The 22,457-nt window shown below is 75.7% G+C and carries 21 protein-coding genes; 14 read left to right on the top strand and 7 right to left on the bottom strand.

Features of this window, described 5'->3' with window-relative positions; all coding sequences use genetic code 11:
* Positions 1–93: 93 nt before the first annotated feature.
* Positions 94–1,287, bottom strand: a complete 1,194-nt coding sequence (locus AB2L27_RS04040; protein ID WP_370440174.1) for a trans-sulfuration enzyme family protein — start codon at positions 1,285–1,287, stop codon at positions 94–96.
* Between the two features lie 38 nt (positions 1,288–1,325).
* Here AB2L27_RS04040 and AB2L27_RS04035 point away from each other — a divergent pair, with 38 nt between their 5' ends.
* Positions 1,326–2,462, top strand: a complete 1,137-nt coding sequence (locus AB2L27_RS04035) for a D-alanine--D-alanine ligase family protein (protein ID WP_370440173.1) — start codon at positions 1,326–1,328, stop codon at positions 2,460–2,462.
* A gap of 6 nt (positions 2,463–2,468) precedes the next feature.
* On the opposite strand, the gene AB2L27_RS04030 is transcribed toward AB2L27_RS04035, so the two are convergent.
* The gene (locus tag AB2L27_RS04030; RefSeq protein WP_370440172.1) at positions 2,469–2,996 is read right to left on the bottom strand and encodes a DUF3515 family protein; all 528 of its coding nucleotides are present in this window, start codon (positions 2,994–2,996) and stop codon (positions 2,469–2,471) included.
* Between the two features lie 21 nt (positions 2,997–3,017).
* Between AB2L27_RS04030 and AB2L27_RS04025 the strand changes: the two genes are divergently transcribed.
* Entirely contained in the window at positions 3,018–3,968 is a 951-nt protein-coding gene (locus AB2L27_RS04025; protein ID WP_370440171.1) for a thiamine-phosphate kinase, read from the top strand.
* A 102-nt stretch (positions 3,969–4,070) separates the two neighbouring features.
* On the opposite strand, the gene rpmB is transcribed toward AB2L27_RS04025, so the two are convergent.
* Positions 4,071–4,256 (bottom strand): 50S ribosomal protein L28, encoded by a 186-nt coding sequence (gene rpmB / locus AB2L27_RS04020; protein ID WP_370440170.1) that lies wholly within the window; start codon positions 4,254–4,256, stop codon positions 4,071–4,073.
* A gap of 170 nt (positions 4,257–4,426) precedes the next feature.
* Between rpmB and AB2L27_RS04015 the strand changes: the two genes are divergently transcribed.
* The 12 genes from AB2L27_RS04015 to AB2L27_RS03960 all read left to right on the top strand — a co-directional run bounded on the left by AB2L27_RS04015 (position 4,427) and on the right by AB2L27_RS03960 (position 16,191).
* Positions 4,427–5,503, top strand: a complete 1,077-nt coding sequence (locus AB2L27_RS04015) for a GGDEF domain-containing protein (protein ID WP_370440169.1) — start codon at positions 4,427–4,429, stop codon at positions 5,501–5,503.
* 9 nt (positions 5,504–5,512) lie between these two features.
* Complete coding sequence (locus AB2L27_RS04010) at positions 5,513–7,804, top strand: ATP-dependent DNA helicase RecG (protein ID WP_370440168.1); 2,292 nt, start codon at positions 5,513–5,515, stop codon at positions 7,802–7,804.
* Between the two features lie 24 nt (positions 7,805–7,828).
* Positions 7,829–8,566: an ABC transporter ATP-binding protein gene (locus AB2L27_RS04005; protein WP_370440167.1), complete on the top strand. Its 738-nt coding sequence runs from the start codon at positions 7,829–7,831 to the stop codon at positions 8,564–8,566.
* Positions 8,563–10,212: a DUF6297 family protein gene (locus AB2L27_RS04000; RefSeq protein ID WP_370440166.1), complete on the top strand. Its 1,650-nt coding sequence runs from the start codon at positions 8,563–8,565 to the stop codon at positions 10,210–10,212. The genes AB2L27_RS04005 and AB2L27_RS04000 overlap by 4 nt, the downstream gene beginning before the upstream one ends.
* Positions 10,209–10,772 (top strand): 16S rRNA (guanine(966)-N(2))-methyltransferase RsmD, encoded by a 564-nt coding sequence (gene rsmD, locus AB2L27_RS03995; protein ID WP_370440165.1) that lies wholly within the window; start codon positions 10,209–10,211, stop codon positions 10,770–10,772. Before AB2L27_RS04000 ends, rsmD begins: the two co-directional genes overlap by 4 nt.
* The gene (gene coaD, locus AB2L27_RS03990; RefSeq protein ID WP_370440164.1) at positions 10,769–11,329 is read left to right on the top strand and encodes a pantetheine-phosphate adenylyltransferase; all 561 of its coding nucleotides are present in this window, start codon (positions 10,769–10,771) and stop codon (positions 11,327–11,329) included. The genes rsmD and coaD overlap by 4 nt, the downstream gene beginning before the upstream one ends.
* A gap of 32 nt (positions 11,330–11,361) precedes the next feature.
* Positions 11,362–11,907: a hypothetical protein gene (locus tag AB2L27_RS03985; RefSeq protein WP_370440163.1), complete on the top strand. Its 546-nt coding sequence runs from the start codon at positions 11,362–11,364 to the stop codon at positions 11,905–11,907.
* Between the two features lie 136 nt (positions 11,908–12,043).
* Positions 12,044–12,637: a YceD family protein gene (locus AB2L27_RS03980; protein WP_370440162.1), complete on the top strand. Its 594-nt coding sequence runs from the start codon at positions 12,044–12,046 to the stop codon at positions 12,635–12,637.
* 2 nt (positions 12,638–12,639) lie between these two features.
* A complete protein-coding gene (rpmF, locus tag AB2L27_RS03975; RefSeq protein WP_366169218.1) occupies positions 12,640–12,843 on the top strand; it encodes a 50S ribosomal protein L32 in 204 nt (67 codons plus the stop codon).
* A 1-nt stretch (position 12,844) separates the two neighbouring features.
* Entirely contained in the window at positions 12,845–13,594 is a 750-nt protein-coding gene (gene rnc, locus AB2L27_RS03970; RefSeq protein ID WP_370440202.1) for a ribonuclease III, read from the top strand.
* Between the two features lie 12 nt (positions 13,595–13,606).
* Positions 13,607–14,533, top strand: coding sequence for a bifunctional DNA-formamidopyrimidine glycosylase/DNA-(apurinic or apyrimidinic site) lyase (gene mutM, locus AB2L27_RS03965; protein ID WP_370440161.1), 927 nt, complete (start codon positions 13,607–13,609; stop codon positions 14,531–14,533).
* 191 nt (positions 14,534–14,724) lie between these two features.
* Complete coding sequence (locus AB2L27_RS03960) at positions 14,725–16,191, top strand: NCS2 family permease (RefSeq protein ID WP_370440160.1); 1,467 nt, start codon at positions 14,725–14,727, stop codon at positions 16,189–16,191.
* Positions 16,192–16,242: 51 nt separating this feature from the next.
* Here AB2L27_RS03960 and AB2L27_RS03955 read toward each other — a convergent pair whose 3' ends face one another.
* Genes AB2L27_RS03955 through rhaI form a run of 4 tightly spaced genes read right to left on the bottom strand, consistent with a single transcriptional unit; the run spans position 16,243 to position 22,259 of the window.
* Positions 16,243–17,481 (bottom strand): alpha-hydroxy acid oxidase, encoded by a 1,239-nt coding sequence (locus AB2L27_RS03955; RefSeq protein ID WP_370440159.1) that lies wholly within the window; start codon positions 17,479–17,481, stop codon positions 16,243–16,245.
* A gap of 7 nt (positions 17,482–17,488) precedes the next feature.
* On the bottom strand, positions 17,489–18,931 hold the full coding sequence (locus AB2L27_RS03950) for a rhamnulokinase (RefSeq protein ID WP_370440158.1): 1,443 nt from the start codon (positions 18,929–18,931) through the stop codon (positions 17,489–17,491).
* A gap of 11 nt (positions 18,932–18,942) precedes the next feature.
* On the bottom strand, positions 18,943–21,018 hold the full coding sequence (locus AB2L27_RS03945) for a bifunctional aldolase/short-chain dehydrogenase (protein WP_370440157.1): 2,076 nt from the start codon (positions 21,016–21,018) through the stop codon (positions 18,943–18,945).
* Positions 21,015–22,259 carry an L-rhamnose isomerase gene (rhaI, locus tag AB2L27_RS03940; RefSeq protein ID WP_370440156.1) on the bottom strand — a complete coding sequence of 415 codons (1,245 nt, stop codon included), beginning with the start codon at positions 22,257–22,259 and terminating at the stop codon, positions 21,015–21,017. The genes AB2L27_RS03945 and rhaI overlap by 4 nt, the downstream gene beginning before the upstream one ends.
* Between the last annotated feature and the right edge of the window lie 198 nt (positions 22,260–22,457).

The raw sequence follows: 22,457 nt of genomic DNA, 5'->3' as shown, positions 1-22,457 counted from the left end.
CACGCTATCTCATGGATGAGATAAAGCCGGTCAGGGGCGGTCGGCCGGGCGTGTCCCGCAGCCCAATGTGTCACACGCCCGGTCCGTTCCCCGTCAGCTCCCCGCGTGCGCCAGCGCCGTGTCCAGCGCCTGCGACAGGTCCCGCCACAGGTCCTCGACGTCCTCCACGCCCACGGACAGCCGCAGCAGGTCCTGCGGCACCACGACCGGCTCGCCCGCGTGCCGGCGCCGGCGCTCGATGAGGGACTCCACCCCGCCCAGGCTCGTCGCCGGCACCCACAGCCGCACCGCGTCGACCACGGCGTCGGCACCGGCGACCCCGCCGACCACCTCGATGGACACCAGCGCCCCGAACCCCGACATCTGCGCCGCGGCCAGGGCGTGCCCGGGGTCACCGGGCAGGGAGGGGTGGCGCACCCTCGTCACGGCCGGGTGCGCGCCCAGGCGCCGGGCCAGCTCGGCGGCGCTGGCCTGGGAGCGCTCCAGGCGCAGCGGCAGCGTCCGCAGCCCGCGCAGGGCCAGGAACGTCTCCAGCGGGCCCGGGATCGCACCGTGCAGCGTGCGGTGGGCCGCCAGCGCCGCCAGCAGCGTCTCGTCCCGGGCGACGACCGCGCCCAGGACGACGTCGGAGTGGCCCGAGAGGAACTTCGTCACCGAGTGCACGACGACGTCGGCGCCCAGCTCCAGCGGACGCTGCAGCAGCGGCGTCGCGAAGGTGTTGTCCACCACCACGACCGCGCCGTGCTCGTGCCCGGCGGCGGCCAGCGCCGCGAGGTCGGCGACCTCCAGCAGCGGGTTCGTCGGGGACTCCAGCCACAGCACGACCGGGCCGTCCACGCCGGCCAGCGCCGTCCGCACGCCCTCGACGTCGGTGATGTCGGTCGGCAGCACCGTCAGCCGTCCCTGGGCGGCCAGCAGCGCCGTGAGGGAGTGGGTGCCGTTGTAGGCGCCGTGCGGGACCAGGACCGTCCCGTCGGCCGGGACGAGGTGCAGCGCGGCCGCCACGGCCGCCATCCCCGAGGCGAAGGCCAGGGCCCGCCCGCCCTCCAGCTCGCCCACCGCGCTCTCCAGCGCCTCCCACGTCGGGTTGGCGAACCGGCCGTACCCGAGCGCGGCGGTGCCCAGGGACCCGCCGCCGACGAACGTCGCCGACAGCGACACGGGCGTGTTGAGCTCGCTGTCCAGGCCCTTGGGCGGACGGCCGGCCACGACGGCGACGGTGGCGGGGGCGAGGGGGACGTCCTGCCGGGGGGCGCAGGACACGGCGGGGTCTTCGGTCTGGGACACGGGGGAACCCAACCACACCGCCGGTAGGGTCGGCGCCGATGAGCAGCCAGCCCACCCCCCGCCCCCGCGTCGCCGTCGTCTTCGGTGGCCGTTCCTCCGAGCACGCCGTCAGCTGCGTGACCGCCGCCGGGGTGCTGGCCGCCCTCGACCGGTCGGTGTGGGACGTCGTGCCGGTCGGGATCACCACGAGCGGGCGCTGGGTGCTCGTCGAGGACGACCCGGCGCGCTTCGCGCTGACCGACGGCGCGCTGCCGGAGGTGCCCGACGCCGGCCCGGCCGTCGCGCTGTCGCAGGACGTGCGCTCCCGGGCGCTGCGGACGTCCGGGGGCGAGGACCTGGGCGGCCCCGTCGACGTCGTGCTGCCCCTGCTGCACGGGCCGTTCGGGGAGGACGGGACGCTGCAGGGCCTGCTGGAGCTGTCCGACACCCGCTACGTCGGGTCCGGGGTCCTGGCCTCGGCCGCGGGCATGGACAAGCAGGTCATGAAGCTGCTGCTGCAGGGGCAGGGGCTGCCCGTGGGGCCGTGGACGTCCTTCCGCGCCCGGCGGTGGGAGCGCGAGCGCGAGGCCGTCGTCGCCGAGGTCGAGGCGCTGGGCTACCCCGTCTTCGTCAAACCCGCCCGCGCCGGGTCCAGCATGGGCATCACCCGCGTCGGCGACCGCGCCGGCCTGGACGCCGCCGTCGCCGAGGCCGTCGCGCACGACCCCAAGGTCGTCGTCGAGGCCGCCCTCGGCGGCCGGGAGGTCGAGTGCGGGGTCCTGGCCGACCTCGCTGGCGGTGAACCGCTGACGAGCCTGCCCGGGGAGATCGAGGTCGTCGACGGCCACGACTTCTACGACTTCGAGGCCAAGTACCTCGACGCCGGCAACGTCCGGCTGTCCTGCCCCGCCGACCTGCCGCCGGACGTCACCGCGGCCGTGCGGCGCACGGCGGTGCGCGTCTTCGAGGCCATGGAGGCCGAGGGGCTGGCCCGGGTCGACTTCTTCGTCGACGTCGAGCGGTTCCGGGCCAGCGACGGCGCCGAGGGCATCGTCGTCAACGAGATCAACACGATGCCGGGGTTCACGCCGTTCTCGATGTACCCGCGGATGTGGGCGGCCACGGGGCTGGAGTACCCCCAGCTCGTCGACCACCTCCTGCGGCTGGCGCTGCAGCGGCCCACCGGGCTGCGCTGAGGCCCCTCACAGGCAGGTGCGGGTCTGCTCGATGCCCGCCACGGGCCCGGCGAGGTCGACGAGCTGGGACGTCGCCTGGTCCCGTGCCAGGCCCGCCCCGAACCGCACGGTCACCTCGACCGCGGGCGTACGCCCGTAGGTGAGGAACCGCACCGCGCGGTCGTTGGCCGCGTCCTGGACCCAGTCCACCGTGGGCCCGCCGTCCGGGCCGACGGGGATGCACGCCTTCGTGGTGGGCCCGAGCACGAGCCCGCCGCAGCGCAGCACCACCTGCTCCTGGCCCCACACGGCCACGCCCGGCGCGCCCTGCGGGGTGCGGCCCAGCCCGTCGAGGGTCTGCGGCAGCGCCCGCAGCAGCGGGGCGCACGCGGGGTCGTCGGCCTGCGGGGCGGCCTGCACCCCGCGCGAGCCGGCGAGGTAGACCCACACGGCCGCGGCCGCCACGACGAGCACGACGAGCCCCACGACGAGGCGGCCGGGCCGGGAGGGGTGCGACGGAGCGCCGGGCGGGGGGTCGGCGGGGGTGCTGGGCATCGCCCCGTAGTCTGCCCGCCCGTGGCGGGTGACGTGCGGGTCGGGGACCTCGACGAGACGGCGCTGCTGGCCCGGGTGGTGCCGCTGCTGCCGACGGAGGCGCTGCTCGGCCCCGGCGACGACGCGGCCCTGGTCGCCGCCCCCGACGGGCGCGTGGTGGCCACCACCGACGTCCTCGTGGAGTTCCGCGACTTCCGCCGCGACTGGTCCACCGGCGCCGACGTCGGCTGGAAGGCCGTGGCCCAGAACGTCGCCGACGTCGCCGCCATGGGGGGGCGCTGCACCGGGCTGCTCATCGGGCTGGCGCTGCCCACCGACCTGGAGGTGGCCTGGGTCGAGGACTTCGCCCGCGGGACCGCTGCCGCCTGCGCGCGCTTCGGGGCCGTGGTCGTGGGCGGGGACCTGTCCGCGGCCGGCGAGGTCGTCGTGTCCGTCACCGCCCTGGGGGACCTGCAGGGGCGTGCGCCGGTCCTGCGCTCGGGGGCGCGGCCGGGGGACGTCGTGGCGGTCGCGGGGACGCTGGGCCGCTCGGCGGCCGGTCTGGACCTGCTGCTGCGCGGGGCGCCCGGCCCGGGTGCGGACGAGACGCTGGTGGAGGCGCTGGTGAGCGCGCACCGCCGGCCGCAGCCGCCCGTGCAGGCCGGGCCCGCGGCGGCGCGCGCGGGGGCCAGCGCCCTCATGGACGTCAGCGACGGGTTGGTGCGCGACGCCGGCCGGATCGCCGCGGCCAGCGCGGTCACCGTCGAGCTGACCACGTCCGGGGTGCTGGGGGAGTGGGTCCGGGAGCTGGGGGCCGAGCACGTCCTGACCGGGGGTGAGGACCACGCCCTCCTGGGGTGCTTCCCGCCGGAGGCGGTGCTGCCGGCGCCGTTCGCGGTCGTGGGCGCGGTGGCCCCGGCCGGACCGCACGGCGTCCTGGTCGACGGCCGGCCCTGGACGGGGACGACGGGCTGGGACCACTTCCTCCGCTGACCGGCCGCGGTGCCCGTGCCCGGGAACGCGCCCGGGGACGTGCCCGGGAACGACGGAGGGCCGGATCCCGCAGGATCCGGCCCTCCGTGGTCTGGAAGGGGGTCAGCGCGTGACCTTGCCCGCCTTCAGGCAGGAGGTGCACACGTTGAGGCGCTGGGGAGAACCGTTCACGGTGGCCTTGACCCGCTGGATGTTCGGGAGCCACATGCGGTTGGTCCGCCGGTGCGAGTGCGAGACGCTCTTGCCGAAGCCAGGGCCCTTGGCGCAGACGTCACAGGTGGCAGCCACGGGGAACTCCTGAAGTCGAACGAGAAGTGCGGCCCCCCGACGGGAGGCGCAGGCGTCCGGCCGTCCGGACACCGTCGAACACCATAGCCGAGGACCGCCGCCCGGGTGAAACCGGAGCCGGTGCCGCACCCGGGCCTCCAGTCGGGCGGACCCGGGACCGATGGTGACGTGTGCCGACCGACCACCAGCCGCCGGGGCGCGGGCGGTGGTGGGCGGCCCGCGACCACGTCGCCGCCACCCGCGCCATCGGGGCCATGACGGCCGCCGGCTGCCTGTACGCGCTCGTCAACGGCCTCGTCTCGCCCGAGACGATGGGCACCCGGCCCGGCGGCTGGCTGCTCATGGGGGTGAGCGCGACCCTGGTGGGCCTGCTCGCCCTGGCCATGGCCCTGCGCCCGCGGCGCGCCCCCACCGGGGCACCGGCCGCCCTGGGGGCCTTCGCCGGGGGGGTGGTGCTGGTGCTGTGCCTGTGGACCGACGACGCCTCCTTCGGGGCCCAGATGTACCTGGGCTGGCCCGCGCTGTTCGCCGCCTTCCACCTGCGCTCCCCGGTGGCGTGGCTGCTCACCGCCCAGGCCGTCCTGGCCGACGTCGTCCTGCTGGCCGTCCTGGAGGGGGCCGCCGGCGTCCTGCGGGACAGCCCGGCCCACCTGGTGACGTTCGGTCTCGTCACGGTCATGCTCACCCGCGCCGGGGAGCGGCAGGAACGGCTCCTGGCGCGGCTGCGCAGCGAGGCGGCCGAGGACGCCCTCACCGGGCTGCTCTCGCGCCGCGCCTTCGACGCGGCCCTGGCCACCCGGGTCGCCGACGGCACCGCGCAGGGCCTGCTGCTGGTCGACCTCGACCGGTTCAAGGCCGTCAACGACACCCACGGCCACCCCGTGGGCGACGCGGTGCTGCGCGCCGTGGCCGCCGAGCTGCGCACCGCGTGCCGGGCCGGGGACGTCGTGGGGCGGCTGGGGGGCGACGAGTTCGCCGTCGTGCTGGTCGGGGACGGGCACGGTGCAGACGGGCACGGTGCGGACGAGGACGGGGACGGGGAGCTGGGGGAGGTCGCCGACCGGATCCGCGCGGCCGTCGCCGCCTGCACCGTGCCGGGCCGCGACGGGCACCGCCTGTCGGTCAGCGTCGGGGGTGCCGGCGTCCGGGCCGGGGAGGGCGTCGCGGCGCTGGTGGACCGCGCCGACGCCGCGCTCTACGCGGCCAAGCGGGGCGGGCGTGACCGGGTCGTGCACGCGCAGCGGTAACCTGCCCGCGTGCTCGACCTGGACGCCCCGCTGTCCAGCCTGCTGCCCCGCGCCGGGGACGGCACCGGCAAGAACGCCGACCCCGCCAAGTGGCTGAGCCACCTGGGCCTGGAGACGGGCCGGGACCTGCTGTGGCACCTGCCGCGCCGGTACCTCGACCGCGGCGAGCTCACCGCCATCCGCGAGCTCACCGTCGGTGAGGACGTCACGATCGTCGCGCAGGTCCAGGACGTGGGGAAGCCCCAGCCCCTGCGCCAGCGCAGCGGCTGGCGGGTGGTGGTGACGCTCTCGGACGGGCGGGACCGCATCACCACGACGTTCTTCATGGCCACCCCGCACCAGTTCGGCCCCGTCCTGAAACCGTTCGTCCCCGGGGCCCTCGTCATGGCCTCGGGCCGGGCGGGGCAGTTCAACGGCACGTGGCAGCTGGACAAGCCCACGGTCGAGCCGGTCCCGCAGGGGGCCGACGCGGGGGCGCTGGCCGAGGCGCCGCTGCCGCTGTACCCCGCGACGCGGGACTGCCCGAGCTACGTGGTCCGCGCGAGCGTGGGGACACTGCTGGACCGGCTGGCCGAGGACGGCGGGGAGCAGCAGGGGTTCGACGAACCGCTGCCCGCCGACGTCGTCGCCGGGGAGGGGCTGCTGCCCCCGCTGGCCGCGCTGGAGGCCGTGCACCGCCCCCGCGACCGCGCCCAGCTCGCCGCCGGGCAGGACCGGCTGCGGTTCGAGGAGGCGTTCGTGCTGCAGACGGCGCTGGCCCTGCGCCGCGCCTCGACCGTCACCCAGGCCGCCGCGCCCCGCACCGCCTCGGCCGACGGGATCGCCGCGGCCTTCGACGAGCGGCTGCCCTTCCCCCTGACCGGCGCCCAGCGCCGCGTCGGGGAGGAGATCGCCGCCGAGCTGGCCCGGCCCCACCCCATGCAGCGGCTGCTGCAGGGCGACGTCGGCTCGGGCAAGACGCTCGTCGCCCTGCGCGCCATGCTCACCGTCGTCGACGGCGGGGGACAGGCCGCGCTGCTGGCCCCCACCGAGGTCCTCGCCGCCCAGCACCTGCGCTCCATCACCGGCGCCCTGCGCGACCTGGCCGCCGGCGGGTTCCTCGGCGGGGACCCGCGCGGCACCCGCGTCGTGCTGCTCACCGGCTCGATGGGCGCCGCAGCCCGCCGGGAGTCGCTGCTGGCCGCCGCGAGCGGGGAGGCCGGGATCGTCGTGGGCACCCACGCCCTGCTGCAGGAGGGCGTCCAGTTCGCCGACCTGGGCCTCGTCGTCGTCGACGAGCAGCACCGGTTCGGCGTCGAGCAGCGCGACGTGCTGCGCCGCAAGGGGACCGAGACCGGCCGCGGGGTACCGCACCTGCTCGCCATGACGGCCACCCCCATCCCGCGCACCGTGGCCATGACCCTGTTCGGGGACCTGGAGACCTCCGTCCTGGACGAACTGCCGCCCGGGCGGGCCGAGGTCCAGACCGTCGTCGTCCCCCAGGACAAACCCGCCTGGGTCGACCGGACCTGGCAGCGGATCGCCGAGGAGGCCGCCCTGGGCCGGCAGGCCTACGTCGTGTGCGCGCGCATCGAGGCCGACGACGACGACCTCGCCGACGGGGCCGAGGAGGCGCCGCAGGAGGAACCGCCGCCCCCGCCCGCGCGCGCGGGGAAGGGGGCGGGCGGGGGACGCCCGAAACCCCGCCCGCCCGCGGCCGTCTCCCAGGTCGTCGAGGTCGTGCGCACCCACCCGGCCACCGCGGGCCTGCGCACCGAGGTCCTGCACGGCCGTCTCCTGCCGGCGGAGAAGGAGGACGTCATGAGCCGGTTCGCCGCCGGCGAGCTCGACGTCGTCGTCGCCACCACCGTCGTCGAGGTCGGCGTGGACGTGCCCAACGCCAGCGTCATGGTCGTCGTCGACGCCGACCGCTTCGGCATCTCCCAGCTGCACCAGCTGCGCGGGCGCATCGGCCGCGGGGGTCTGCCGGGGACGTGCCTGCTGCTGTCCGGCACCAGCCCGGACTCCCGCGCCGGCCGGCGCCTGAAGGCCCTGGCCCGCACCCGCGACGGGTTCGAGCTGGCGCGCCTGGACCTCGCCGAACGGCGCGAGGGCGACGTCCTGGGCGCCGCGCAGTCCGGGGAACGGTCCTCCCTGCAGCTCCTGGGCGTCCTGCAGCACGCCGACGTCATCGAACGGGCCCGCGCCCGGGCCCGCACCCTCGTCGAGGTCGACCCCGACCTCGCCCGGCACCCCGGGCTCGCGGCCGCCGTCGCGTCCCGCGTCACCGGCGACACCGCGGCCTTCCTGGGCCGGACGTGAGGACACGGACATGAGAAGACGGACATGAGCAGGAGCGAGCGCGCCCGGGCCCGCGGCCCCGTCCGGGACGTCGTCCTGGGGATGGACCGGCTCGTCGTCGGCTACGGCGAGCCGGTCTGCGCCCCCGTGACGGTCGACGTCGCGCGGGGGGAGGCGCTGTGCCTGGTCGGGGCCAACGGTGCGGGCAAGTCCACCGTCCTGCGGGCCGTGGCCGGGCTGCTGGAACCCCTCGACGGGACCGTCCGTCTGCACGGCGAGCCCGTCGACGAGCGCTCGGTGCGCTTCCGCCGCGAGGTCGCCTGCGTCTTCGACGAGGACGCCTGGTTCGCCGAGCTGTCCGTCGCCGAGCACCTCGAGCTCGTCGCCCGCGGGCACGGCGTGCGCGACGTCGTCGCCGTCGTCGACGCCGAGCTGGAGGCCCAGCGCCTGACCGACGCCGTCGACCAGCTCCCGGTCTCCCTGTCCAGCGGGCAGAAGCGGCGGCTGCTGCTGGCCGCGGCCCTCGTCCGGCCGCGCTCGGTGCTGCTGCTGGACGAACCCGAGCAGCGCCTGGACCCCACGGGCCGCGAAGCCCTGGCCGACCGGCTGCTCGCCGAGCGCGACGCCGGCACGGCCCTCGTGCTGGCCACCCACGACGTCGTCCTGCTGCGCCGGCTCGCCACGCGCGCCGTCGTGATCGACGACGGCGGCGGGAGCGAGGGCACGTGCCGGGTCGTCGGGGCCGACGAGGCCGCCCGCATCGTCAGCGACCCCGTCCGGTGAGCGCACCCGACGCGGGGCCGCGGGGTGCGCTCGTCGGGCCCCTGGCCGACCAGCCCTACCCCTCCCGGCGCGACCTCCTCGAGGAGGCCGCGCCCTCCCGCGCCGCCCGCGGGCTGCGGGCCAGCGTCGTGGACACCTACACGACGCTGCTGCAGGTCGGCATCGCCTTCCTGCTGCTGCTCGGCGGCAGCGGCTCGCTGCGCAACGCGTTGCGGGCCGGGCTGTCCAGCACCGGGGACGGGCCGGGCTGGACCGCGCAGACGTCGGCCGTGCTGACGGCCGTCGGCGTCGCGGTGAGCTTCACGGCCTTCGGCCTGGCCGTGTGGTGCCGGCTCGGGCCCGTCTCCCTGGGCACCGCCCCGACGACGTGGTGGACACCGCTGCCCGTGGACCGCGGGGAGCTGCTGCGCCCCGTCGTGCGCAACCGGGCCCTGGGCTCGGCGCTCGCGGGCGGGCTGTTCACGGCGTGGGCGACGTCGGTGGCCTTCGGCGTGGCCGGGGAGCTGACCGGTCCCCTCGCCGCCGCGGGCCCCGGCGGCGGGTTCGCCGTCGGCGCCGGGCTCGCCGGGGCCGGGTACCTGCTCCTCGTCCGCCCGGCCGTCGGGTCGGGGGTGCGGGCGCTGTTGCGGGCCGGGCGCGTCCTGGACGCCGTGGGTGTCGCCCTCCTCGTGCTGCTCGCGGCCAGCGCGGCGGCCGGGATCGCCGTGGACGCGGTCCAGCCCGGCGCCGTGCTCGTGCCCGCCGCCGTCGTGGCCGCCGGGGCGCTCGTCGTGGCCGTGCTCGCCGGCCGCGGGGCCTTCGCGCGGGCCGGGGACGTGCCCTCGCCGTCGCTGCGGCGCGGGGCCTCCCGGCTGGAGCGGCTGACCTCCTCGGTGCTGCAGATCGACGTGCGGGAGATGGGCCGGGCGCTGTCGGCCGACTCGGGGGGCCGGGTCCGGCGCCGGCGCCGCTTCGGCCTCGTCCGCGGCCCGGTCTCGGCCGTCGTGGCCGCCGACGTGCTCCTGCTGCGCCGCCAGCCGCGCCGGCTCGTGACCGCCGGGGTCCTCGTCCTGGTCCCCTTCGTCCTGGCCGCGGGCACCTCGGCCCACCGGGCCGTGGCCGCGCTGCTGCTGTGGCTGGCCGGGTACGCCGCCGCCACGACGCTGTCCGAACCGGCCCGCAGCCTCGCCCTCGTCCCGGCCGCCGCCCGCGCCCTGCCGGTCTCGGCCACCACGGTCGTCGCCGTCCGGTGGATCCCCGTCGCCGTCCTGTCGGCGCTGTGGGGGGCGCTGGCCTATCCCCTGGCGGTCACGGCCTCCGGTCTGCTGCACGGGGAGTCCCTCGGGGCGGCCTGGTGGTCGTGGGCGCTGCTGGGGGCCCTGGCCGGTCCGGGGTTCGCCGCGGCCGCGCTGCGCGGGGCGGTCCGGCCCGACCCGGACCTGTCGCGTCCCGCCGTCGCCACGGCGATGGGCGCGATCCCGCCCGGCGCGGCGGCGGCGGTGACGACCGGACCCGACCTCGCCGTCCTCGTCAGCGTGCCCGTGCTGCTCGCCACCCTGGCCCGGGGCGCCTTCGACTGGCTGCTGCTCGGGCAGGTCCTGGCCTCGGCCGCGGCCGTCGGCATCGGCTGGGCCTACGCGGCGCACCGGGCCAGGAGGGTCTCGTGACCCGGATCGTCGCCGGCGCCGCGGGCGGCCGCCGGCTCAAGGTGCCCCCGGGGGAGACCACCCGGCCCACGAGCGACCGCGTCCGCGAGGCGCTGTTCTCCGCCCTGGAGGCCGCCGGGGCGGTGCAGGGGGCGCGCGTGCTGGACCTGTACGCCGGCTCCGGCGCCCTGGGCCTGGAGGCGGCCAGCCGCGGGGCCGCGCAGGTCGTCCTCGTGGAGGCGGCCCGGCCGGCGGCCGCCACCGCCCGGGCCAACGTCGCCGCCCTGGGCCTGCCCGGGGTCCGCGTCGTCACCGACCGCGCCGAGCGGTTCGCCGCCTCCCCGGCCGCCGTGGTCGAGGGCGGGTGGGACCTCGTCCTGCTCGACCCGCCGTACGCCGTGCCCACCGGGGACGTCACCGCGCTGCTGGACGTGCTGGCCCCGCTGCTGGCCCCGGCCGCCACGCTCGTGGTCGAGCGGTCCTCGCGCACCCCCGAGCCGGGGTGGCCGGACGTGGTGGACGGCGTCCGGCAGCGGCGGTACGGGGAGACGACGGTGTGGGTGGCTACGGTGCGCCCATGAGCAGCGAGGAGACCGGCGCGAGCGGGAGCGGGACCGGCACCGGGGGCCGGGTGTGCGTGTGCCCGGGCAGCTTCGACCCGCTGACCCTGGGGCACCTCGACGTCCTGCTGCGCGCCGCGGAGCTGTTCGACGTCGTGCACGCCGGCGTGGCCGTCAACCCCGACAAGCGCGGGACCTTCACCGGCCCCGAGCGGGCCGACCTCGTCCGCCGCGCCCTGGCCGAGTCCGGGGACCCGCGCGCCGCGCGCGTCGTCGTGACGGAGTTCGACGGCGGCCTGCTCGTCGAGCACTGCCGCCGCCTGGGCGCCCCCGTCGTGGTCAAGGGCCTGCGCAGCGGCACCGACTACGCCTACGAGCTGCCGATGGCGCTGATGAACCGCCACCTCACGGGCCTGGAGACCGTCTTCCTCGTCGGCGACCCCGCCTACGGCCACGTCTCCTCCTCCCTCGTCAAGGAGGTCGCCCGCCACGGCGGCGACGTCTCCGGGCTGGTGCCGGCGGCGGTGCGTGCCGCGCTGGGGACCCGGCTGGGGGAGAATGCCCCCGACCCGGCCTGAACGCCGGTCGACGCTCTAGGGAGGCAGTTGCTGTGGAGGTGCACGAGAAGCTCGGCGAGCTCGCCGCGCTCGTGTCGGGTGCGCGGGGTGTCCCGCTGTCGTCGTCGGTCGTGGTCGACCGCGAGCAGCTGCTCGCGCTGGTCGCCGACGTCCGGCGGCTGCTGCCGGCCGAGGTGCAGCAGGCCGGGGACGTGCTCGCCCAGCGCGACGAGGTCCTCGAGGCCGCCCGGCTGGAGGCGGACGAGCTGGTGGCCCAGGCCCGGGAGCGGGCCGAGGAGCTCGTCGACGCCCAGGCCGTGACGCGCGCCTCGCGCGAACGGGCCGACCACATCGTGCAGACGGCCCGCGAGGAGGCCAAGCGCCTGCGGGTCGACGCCGACGCCTGGGTCGACCGCAAGCTGTCCGACTTCGAGGACGAGCTGGACCGCCTCAAGCAGCAGGCCGCGCGCGGGCGCGACCGGCTCAAGGTGCGCGAGACCGGCGCGGAGCCGCAGGCGCAGCCCGGGTCGTCCGGGTCGTCCGGGGAGTCCGGGGAGTCCGGGGACGCGGCCCCGGCGACGGGCGGGAAGGACTCCTGAGGCGCTCGGCCACCGGGCGATTGGGTCGTGGCCGCGGCCTCGGTTACCCTTGGGGACGGCCTCGACGCGAGTGGTGCCCCCACCCAGCGGCGGGGCCGTGTGGTGTGTCGGAACGGTCGAGCGACGAGGTGTGGACGTGAGCAAGAGGCAGCTGCCGGAGGGTCACCTGGACCCGAACGCGCCGCTCGTGCTGTCCACGCACGACCTGGGCCGCCGACCGGGCACCATGCGCACCCTGCAGCGCACCGTGCCCGCCCCCGCCGACCTCGGCATCGCCGTCATCGGCGTGCCCGAGGGCGACGACCTCGAGCTGGACCTGCGGATGGAAGCCGTCATGGAGGGTGTGCTCGTCTCCGGCACCGTCCGCGGCACCGCCGTCGGCGAGTGCGTGCGGTGCCTCACCGAGGTCACCGAACCGGTCGAGGTGACCCTGCAGGAGCTGTTCGCCTACCCCGGCAAGACGCCGGCGGAGGTGGCCGACGACGAGGACGAGATCCGTGAGGTCGCCCCCGGCGAGCTCGTCGACCTCGAACCCGCCGTGCGGGACGCGATCGTGCTGGACCTGCCGTTCCAGCCCGAGTGCGACGGCCCCTGCCAGCAGGACTACGAGATCGGGGTCTCCGAACCGGCCCCCGTCTCCGAAGAACCGGCGGACCCCCGGTGGGCCGCCTTGCAGTCCCTGCTCCCCAGCAGTGACGACTCCCCGTCCGGAACCAGAGAGAAGAGCTGATCGTGGCCGTCCCGAAGCGGAAGATGTCCCGCAGCAACACGCGCGCCCGCCGTTCGCAGTGGAAGGCGCAGGAGGAGACGCTGGTCCGCAGCACCGTGCGCGGTCAGGTCGCCTACTCGCGCCCGCACACCGCCCGTGTGGTCACCGACTCCGCCGGCACCCCGCTGTACCTCGAGTACAAGGGCCGCAAGGTCAAGGACCTCTGAGCTGACCGCTCAGCAGGCCCCCGCCGTCACGCCGGGCGACGTCCGCGACGTCGCCCGGCTGACTGCTGCCCTGGGCGTGGAGGTGGAGGCCGAGCTCCTGCTGCTGGCCATGACCCACCGGTCCTACGCCTACGAGCACGGCGGGCTGCCGACCAACGAACGCCTCGAGTTCCTCGGGGACGCCGTGCTCGGCCTGGTCGTCACCCACGAGCTGTACGCGCGGTTCGCGGACGTTTCCGAGGGCCGGCTCGCCAAGCTGCGGGCCGCTGTCGTGAACTCCCGCGCGCTCGCCGACATCGCCCGCGGTCTCGACCTCGGCGCGCACGTCCGCCTCGGCAAGGGCGAGCTCGGCACCGGGGGCCGGGACAAGAACTCCATCCTGGCCGACACCCTGGAAGCCGTCATCGGCGCGACGTACCTGTCCGTGGGGATGGACGGTGCGCGCGAGTTCGTGCTGCGCCTGACCTCCCCGCTCATGGACTCCTCCGAGCGCCTGGGCGCCGGCACCGACTGGAAGACCGCGCTGCAGGAGCTGACGGCCGCCGAGGGCCTCGGCGTGCCGTCCTACGCGATCTCCGAGTCCGGGCCCGACCACGCCAAGGCGTTCACGGCCGACGCCGTCGTGGGGGGCACCGCCCTCGGTCACGGCGAGGGGCGCAGCAAGAAGGAGGCCGAGCAGAAGGCCGCCAGCGCCGCCGTCGAGGCCCTGCGGGCGGCGACGGTCGCCGCGGCCGTGCGCGCGTCGTCCTGAGCCGGTCCTGACGTGCCCGAACTGCCCGAGGTCGAGGTCGTCCGCCGCGGGGTGGCCCGCTGGGTCGTGGGCCGCACGGTCCGCTCGGCGCGGTTCCTGCACCCGCGGGTGACGCGGCGCCACGTCGCCGGGCCCGAGGACGCGATCGCCCGCACCGAGGGCCTCGTCGTCGCGGACGCGGTGCGCCGCGGGAAGTACCTGTGGCTGCCGCTGGCCACCGCCGACGGTGACGCCGCCGACGCGATGGTCGTCCACCTCGGCATGAGCGGGCAGCTGCTCGTCGAGGCTGCGAAGGCGCCGGCCGAGAAGCACCTGCGGGCCGTGTGGGAGTTCGACGACGGCCGCGAGGACCTGCGGTTCGTCGACCAGCGCACGTTCGGCGGGGTCGCGGTCGTCCCCCTCGTCGGGGTCGGCGACGGCGGCCTCGGCGGGCTGGGGGAGTTCCCCGACGCGCCCTGGTCCCGGTTCCTGCCCGCGCCGGTCGCGCACATCGCGCGCGACCCGCTCGACCCCGCCTTCGACGACGCGCTGTTCGCGCGGCGGCTGCGGGAGAAGACGACCGGCCTCAAGCGGGCGCTGCTGGACCAGACCCTCGTCTCGGGGGTCGGCAACATCTACGCCGACGAGGCGCTGTGGCGGGCGAAGCTGCACTACGCCCGGCCCACCCGGTCCGCGACGCGCGCCCAGGCGGACGCGCTGCTCGCCGGGCTGCGGGAGGTCATGACGGCGGCCCTGGCCGCGGGGGGCACGAGCTTCGACTCCCTCTACGTCAACGTCAACGGGGCCTCGGGGTACTTCGACCGCTCGCTCGCGGTCTACGGCCAGGTCGGCCGGGCCTGCCCGCGGTGCGGCTCGCTCGTGCGCCGGGACGCGTTCATGAACCGGTCCTCGTTCTCCTGCCCCGGTTGCCAGCCGGTCCCGCGCACCGCGCACTGGTGAGGACCCGCCCGCCGGGACCCTGCGGCCGCGCAGGGTCCCGGGGGGTGCCTGCCCGCGGGGACAGCGCCGGCGCCCCGGGGGAGGTCCGGTGGCCGGGGGACCCGCCCGGCGTCTGGCAGGATGCGCCACGGCTCCGAGGACGTGGCCCCCTCCGCAGCACCCCCTCCGCAGCACCCGACCCGAAGGTTCCGATGGCCGTCACCGCCGCCCCGTCCGCGCTCGACCGCTGGTTCGAGATCAGTGCCCGTGGCTCCACCGTGGGACGCGAGGTCCGCGGGGGCCTGGCGACCTTCTTCACGATGGCCTACATCGTCGTGCTGAACCCCCTCATCATCGGGACCCAGCCGGACAGCACTGGGCAGTACCTCGGCGGCGGCACCTCGCCCAACCTCGCGGCCGTCGCCGCGGGCACCGCCCTGGTGGCCGGGGTCGTCACCCTCCTCATGGGGGCGGTGGCGAACTACCCGCTCGCGCTGGCGACCGGGTTGGGCCTGAACGCCTTCCTGGCCTTCGGCGTGGCGGCCCTGCCCGGCATGACGTGGCCCGACGCGATGGGCCTGGTCGTCATCGAGGGCCTGCTCATCCTCGTGCTCGTCCTCACCGGGTTGCGCGAGGCCGTGTTCCGGGCCGTGCCGGCCCCGTTGAAGACGGCCATCAGCGTCGGCATCGGCCTGTTCATCACCATCGTCGGTCTCGTCGACGCGGGCTTCGTCCGCGCGGGCAGCGGGACCCCCCTCGAACTCGGGATCGGCGGGTTCCTCTCGGGCTGGCCGACGCTGGTCTTCGTCGTCGGGCTCGTCCTCACGCTCGTGCTCATGGCGCGCGGGGTCCGCGGGGCCATCCTCGGCGGCATCGTGGTGGCCACCGTCCTGGCCGTGGCGGTGGAGGCGGTGGCCCACCTGGGCCCGCGCACCGGTGCCGACGGGTCGGTCGCGAACGACCGGGCGTGGGGGCTGAACGTGCCGGCGCTGCCGGACTCCTGGATCGACACCCCCGACTTCGCGACGCTGGGGCACTTCTCCCTGCTGGGCTCCTTCGAGCGGATCGGCTGGGTCACGGTCCTGCTGCTCGTCTTCACCCTGCTGCTGGCGGACTTCTTCGACACGATGGGCACCGTCGTCGCCATCGGCGCCGAGGGCGACCTGCTCGACGAGAACGGCAACCCGCCGCGGATGCGCCGCATCCTGGTCGTGGACTCCCTGGCCGCGGCCGCCGGGGGCGCGGGCGGGGTCTCCAGCAACACCAGCTTCATCGAGTCGGCCACCGGCGTCGGGGAGGGGGCGCGCACGGGTCTGGCCAGCGTCGTGACCGGGACCGCCTTCCTGCTGACGACGTTCCTGGCCCCGATCGTCTCGATCGTCCCCTACGAGGCGGCGACCCCCGCCCTCGTCGTCGTGGGGTTCCTCATGATGACGCAGGTCAAGGGCATCGACTGGACCGACTTCGAGATCGCGGTCCCGGCGTTCCTGACGATCGTGCTCATGCCGTTCACCTACTCGATCAGCGCCGGGATCGGGGCCGGGTTCATCGCCTTCGTGCTGCTCAAGGTGGCCCGCGGGCGCGCCCGGGCCGTGCACCCGGTGATGTGGGTCGTCGCGGTGCTGTTCGTCCTGTACTTCGCGATCGACCCGGTCAAGCAGGCGCTGGGCGTGGCCTGAGCCCGCACCCGGGGCCCCACGGCGGGACCCCGGGTGCGGGCCCCCGCCCGCTCAGCTCGTGAGCGGGCGGGGGGCCAGGCGCTGGAGCTGGGTGACGTGGGCGGGGGTCAGCTCCTGCAGGGTCTGCACCTGCAGCAGCTTCATCGTGCGCACCACCTGGTCGGCCAGGATCGCGATGGCGCGGTCGACGCCGGCGCGCCCGCCGGCCATGAGCCCGTACAGGTACGCGCGCCCGATGAGCGTGAACCGGGCCCCCATCGCGATCGAGGCGACGACGTCGGCCCCGTTCATGATCCCGGTGTCCACGGCGATCTCGGTGTCGCGCCCGACCTCGCGCACCACCTGCGGCAGCAGGTGGAAGGGGATGGGGGCACGGTCCAGCTGCCGGCCGCCGTGGTTGGACAGGACGATCCCGTCGACGCCCAGGTCGGTCAGGGTGCGGGCGTCGGGCAGGTTCTGCACGCCCTTGACCACGAGCTTGCCGGGCCACAGGCTGCGGATCTCGGCGAGGTCGTCGTAGTCGATGGAGGGGTCCATCGCGTAGTCGAGCAGTTCCCCGACGGTGCCGCCGGTCTCGGTCAGGGAGGCGAACTCCAGCTTGCGGGTGGTGAGGAAGTCGAACCACCAGCCGGGCCGGGTGGCGGTGTCCAGGAGGGTGGACAGCGTCAGCTGCGGGGGGATGGAGAACCCGTTGCGCTTGTCCCGCAGCCGGGCCCCGGCGATCGGGGTGTCGACGGTGAACATCAGCGTGTCGAACCCGGCGGCCGCGGCGCGCTCGACCAGGCCGTAGGAGATCTCCCGCTTGCGCATGACGTAGAGCTGGAACCAGTTGCGCCCGGTGGGGTTGGCGGCCTGGACGCCCTCGATGGTCGTCGTGCCCAGGGTGGACAGCGTGAACGGGATGCCCGCGGCCCCCGCGGCCCCGGCGCCGGCCTCCTCGCCCTCGGTCTGCATGAGGCGGGTGAACCCGGTGGGGGCGATTCCGAACGGCAGGGCCGAGGGTCCGCCCCAGATCGTCGTGGACGTGTCGACCGTGGACACGTCGCGCAGGATCGAGGGGTGGAACTCCACGTCGCTGAAGGCCTGCCGGGCGCGGGCCAGCGAGATCTCGCCCTCGGCCGAGCCGTCGGTGTAGTCGAAGGCGGCCCGCGGCGTGCGGCGCTTGGCGATGCCCCGCAGGTCCTCGATGGTGAGGGCGTTCTCCAGGCGGCGCTTGCGGCCGTCGAGCTGGGGCTTCTTGAACCCGACGAGGTCCAGGAGTTCACGGGGGTTCGGGGTCTGGCGCTTCACGACACTCCTACGTGTGCTGCGGTTCGGGGTTGGTGCGCGGGGCGACCGTGACCAGGTCGGCAGTCTGCCGCACGAGGGCGCGCAGCGTCTCCAGCGACCCGGACACCTCACCGGCCGCGCGCGCCTGGACGAGCACGTTGCCCAGGGCGGTGGCCTCGACCGGGCCGGCCACGACGGGCAGCCCGCAGGCGTCGGCGGTCAGCCGGCACAGCAGCGCGTTGCGCGCCCCGCCACCGACGAGGTGGACCACGCGCACGTCCCGGCCGGACAGCCGCGAGGCGTCGGCGACCGAGCGGGCGAAGGCCGCCGCCAGGCTCTCCAGGACGCACCGCACGACCTGCGCGCGGGTGGCCGGGGGCCGGGCGCCGGACTCCTGGACCAGGGTGCGCACGCGGGCGACCATCGGGCCCGGCGGCAGCAGCCGGGGGTCGTCGACGTCCACGACCGGCCCCCCGGGGGCGACGTCGGCGGCCGCGGCGAGCAGGTCACCGAGGTCGACCGGACCGTGCTGACCGGGTTCGGCCTCCCACTCGGCCACGCACTGCTGCAGGACCCACAGGCCCATGACGTTGCGCAGGTAGCGGATGCGGCCGTCGACGCCGCGTTCGTTGGTGAAGTTGGCGGCGAAGGACTCCGCGGACAGCACCGGGTCCTCCAGCTCGACCCCGACCAGGCCCCACGTGCCGCAGGCGACGTAGGCGAACGCCTCGTCCGCGGCGGGGACGGCCACGACGGCCGAGGCGGTGTCGTGGGACCCGACCGCGACCAGGCGCGTGCCCGCCCCCAGGCCGGAGTCGGCCAGGACCTCGCGCCGCAGGCCCCCCAGGACGGTGCCGGGGTCGTGCACGTCCGGCAGCAGCCCCGGCCGGATGCCGGCCAGCTCGAGGAGGTCGGGCGCCCAGCGGCCGGTGCGGACGTCGGCCAGCCCCGTCGTCGAGGCGTTGGTCGCCTCGGCGCCCTGCACACCGGCCAGCCAGTGCCCGAACAGGTCCGGCAGCAGCAGCAACCGGTCGGCCAGCTCCAGCAGCCGGCCCTCGGCCACGAGCTGGTACAGCGTCGTGAAGGGCAGGTGCTGCAGGCCGTTGCGGCGGTACAGGTCCACGGCCGGCACGCGGGCGTGGACGCGCTCGGCGACCCCGTCGGTCCGGCCGTCGCGGTAGTGCCGGGGCGTGCCGAGCAGGGTGCCGTCGGCGGCCAGGAGGCCGTAGTCGACCGCCCAGGTGTCCACGGCCACCGAGGAGGCGTCGGCGGTGTGCCGCGCCGCGGCGCGCAGGCCCGTGCGGACCTGCTGCCACAACCCGACGGCGTCGGTGAACCAGGCCCCGGCGACCGGGACCGGGCCGTTGCCGAACCGGTGGACCTCCTCCAGGGCCAGGACCCCGGGGGCGGCCGTGCCGACCATGACCCGGCCGCTGGAGGCACCCAGGTCCACGGCGACGTGCACGGACATCGGGTCTCCTCTCAGCGCAGGAACGCGGCGGGGACGCCGGCGTCGACGGGGACGTGCAGGCCGGTGGTGTGCGACAGGTCCCCGGCGGTGAGGACGACGACGGCGTTCGCGACGTGCTCGGGCAGGACCTCCCGCTTGAGCAGGGTGCGCTGGGCGTAGAACTTCCCCAGGTCCTGCTCGTCGATGCCGTACGTCGCGGCCCGCTGGGCGCCCCAGCCGCCGGCGAAGATGCCCGACCCGCGCACGACGCCGTCGGGGTTCACCCCGTTGACCTTCACGCCGTGCTCGCCGAGCTCGGCGGCCAGCAACCGGACCTGGTGGGCCTGGTCGGCCTTGACGGCGGAGTAGGCGAGGTTGTTCGGCCCGGCGAACACCGAGTTCTTCGAGGCGATGTAGACGATGTCCCCGCCCAGGCCCTGGTCGATGAGGACGCGGGCGGCGGCCTGGGAGACGAGGAAGGAACCCTTGGCCATGACGTCGTGCTGCAGGTCCCAGTCGCGTTCGGTCGTCTCCAGCAGGGGTTTGGAGATCGACAGGCCGGCGTTGTTCACCACCAGGTCCAGACCGCCGAAGGCCAGGACGGCTGCGTCGACGGCGGCGCGCACGGCCGCGGGGTCGGACACGTCGACGGCCACCCCCACCGCGACGTCGGCCGGGCCCAGCTCGGCTGCGGCCGCACGGGCCTTCTCCAGGTCCAGGTCGGCCACGACGACGCAGGCGCCCTCGGCGGCCAGCCGGGTGGCGATGGCCTTGCCGATGCCCGAGGCCGCCCCGGTCACCAGGGCGATGCGGGTGGCCAGGGGTTTGGGCTTCGGCATCCGCGCGAGCTTGGCCTCCTCCAGCGCCCAGTACTCGATGCCGAACTTCTCGGCCTCGTCGATGGGGGCGTAGGTCGAGACGCCCTCGGCGCCGCGCATGACGTTGATCGCGTTGACGTAGAACTCCCCGGCCACGCGCGCGGTCTGGGCGTTGCGGCCGTAGGAGAACATCCCCACGCCCGGGACGAGGACGACGAGGGGGTCGGCCCCGCGCATCGCGGGGGAGTCGGCGTCGGCGTGCCGTTCGTAGTAGGCGCGGTAGTCGGCGCGGTAGGTCTCGTGCAGTTCCGCGAGCCGCGCCTTCACCTCCTCCAGGGAGGCCGTCGGCGGCAGGTCCAGGACCAGGGGCTCGACCTTGGTGCGCAGGAAGTGGTCGGGGCAGGAGGTGCCGAGGGCGGCCAGCCGCGGGTGCTCGGCGCGGGACAGGAAGTCCAGCACCACGTCGGCGTCGGTGAAGTGCCCGACCTGCGGGGTGTCGCGGCTGGCGATGCCGCGCAGCACCGGGGCCAGGGCGGCGGCGCGGGCGCGGCGCTCGGCGGCCGGCAGGGGTTCGTACCCGGGCAGGACCGGGCCGAAGGGTTCGGGCACGGAGTTCTGCGCGAGGAACCGTTCGGCCGTCTCGATGATCCACCGGGAGTTCGCCTCGGCCTCCTGGGAGGTCTGGCCCCAGGCGGTGATGCCGTGCCCGCCGAGGATCGTGCCCACGGCGTCCGGGTTGGCCTCCTTCACGGCGGCGACGTCCAGACCGAGCTGGAACCCCGGACGGCGCCAGGGCACCCACACGACCTTCCCGCCGAAGACCCGTTCGGTGAGTTCGGCACCGTCGGCCGCGCAGGCCAGCGCGATGCCGGCGTCGGGGTGCAGGTGGTCGACGTGGGCGGCGTCGACGAGGGCGTGCATGGCGGTGTCGATCGAGGGCGCGGCCCCGCCCTTGCCGTGCAGGCAGTAGTCGAACGCGGCGACCATCTCGTCCTCGCGCTCGACCCCGGGGTAGACCCCGGCCAGGGCCCGGACGCGGTCCAATCGCAGCACGGCCAGACCGTCCTGGGTCAGGGTGCCCAGGTCGCCCCCGGACCCCTTGACCCACAGCAGCTGCACGTCCTGCCCCGTCACCGGGTCGGTCGCGGTGCCCTGGGCGGAGGTGTTGCCGCCGGCGTAGTTGGTGAACCGGGGGTCGGCGCCGAGCGCGTGCGAGCGGCGCAGCAGGTCGCGCACGGGCTCGGGGGTGTTCTCGGGGGTGTCCACGGGGGAGTTCACGGGGGTGTTCACGCGCCCCACCCCGCCTGGGTCCCGCCGACGCGTTCACCCGCGGTGCGCTGCAGGTAGCCCGACGCGGTGAAGGCGGCCATCGGGTCGGGGTCCAGCCCCTGGCTCTGGCGCAGCTCGGCCAGCAGCGGGCGGACGTCGGTGTGGTAGGCGTCCATGAGCACGTCGTGCGCGCCCAGGACGTCCCCGGCGTGCTGCGCGGCCCGCAGCGCGTCGCGGTCCACCAGCAGCGCCTTGGCCGTGGCCTGCTGGACGTTGGTCACCGAGCGGATCTGCCCGGGGATCTTCTCCTCGACGTTGTGGCACTGGTCGAGCATGAAGTTCACGCCGCGACCGGCCGGGTCCCAGCCCACGTCCGAGGGGGTGCCCGGTTCCAGGGCCCCGGCCCCGACGATCTCGTGCATGATCCGGAACAGCTGGAACGGGTCCGCGGCCCCGGCCATGAGGTCGTCGTCGGCGTAGAAGCGGGAGTTGAAGTCGAAGGCCCCCAGCCGGCCGGCGCGCAGGAGCTGGACGACGATGAACTCGATGTTCGTGCCCGGGGCGTGGTGGCCGGTGTCCAGGACGACCTTGGCCCGCTCGCCCAGGGCCAGGCAGTGCAGCAGCGAGGTGCCCCAGTCGGGCACGTCGGTGGAGTAGAAGGCGGGTTCGAAGAACTTGTACTCCAGGACCAGGCGCATGTCCTCGTCCAGCAGCGCGTAGACCTGCTGCAGGGACTCGGCGAGGCGGTCCTGGCGCGCGCGCAGGTCGTCCTGGCCGGGGTAGTTGGTGCCGTCGGGCAGCCAGAGCTTGAGCTCCTTGGACCCGGTGGCGCGCATGACCTCGACGCACTCGCCGTGGTGGGCCACGGCCTTGGCCCGCACCCGCGGGTCGGGGTGGGTCAGGGAACCGAGCTTGTAGTCGTCGTCCTGGAACAGGTTCGCGTTGACCATGCCGATCGTGACGCCGAGGTCGGCGGCGTGGGCGGCGAGCTCGCCGTAGTCCTCGACCAGGTCCCACGGGATGTGCAGGGAGACCCGGGGGGCGACGCCGGTGTACCGGTGCACCTGCGCGGCGTCGCTGATCTTCTCGAAGGGGTCGCGGGGGGTGCCGGGGGTGCCGAAGACCTTGAACCGCGTGCCGGAGTTCCCGAACGCCCAGGAGGGCAGCTCGATCGCCTGGGTGGCCAGGACGGCCAGGGCGCGCTCGCGGGGGGTGCCGGGGGTGGGGGTGTCCGAGGTCCGGCCGGACTCGCCGTTCGTCATGCCTGCTCCGCTCCTGCTCTCTGGGGCCACGGTCCGCGCCGTCGCGGACGAGGCCACGGTAGATCAGGATTGACACGTTTCACAAGAGTGGCGGGGCCGGTCGGCGTCGACGGCCGCGCGCAGCCTCGGCGCGAGGGGGTCCGTCCCGGCGCTCTGCACGACCCGGACCGTCTGTGCTGCACCAGTTGCGGTGGTCCG

This window comes from Kineococcus halophytocola (assembly GCF_041276425.1).
GTDB classification, from domain to species: Bacteria; Actinomycetota; Actinomycetes; order Actinomycetales; family Kineococcaceae; genus Kineococcus; species Kineococcus halophytocola.
Note: the sequence above shows the minus strand (reverse complement) of the source record. Positions and strands in the feature narration are given on the sequence as shown.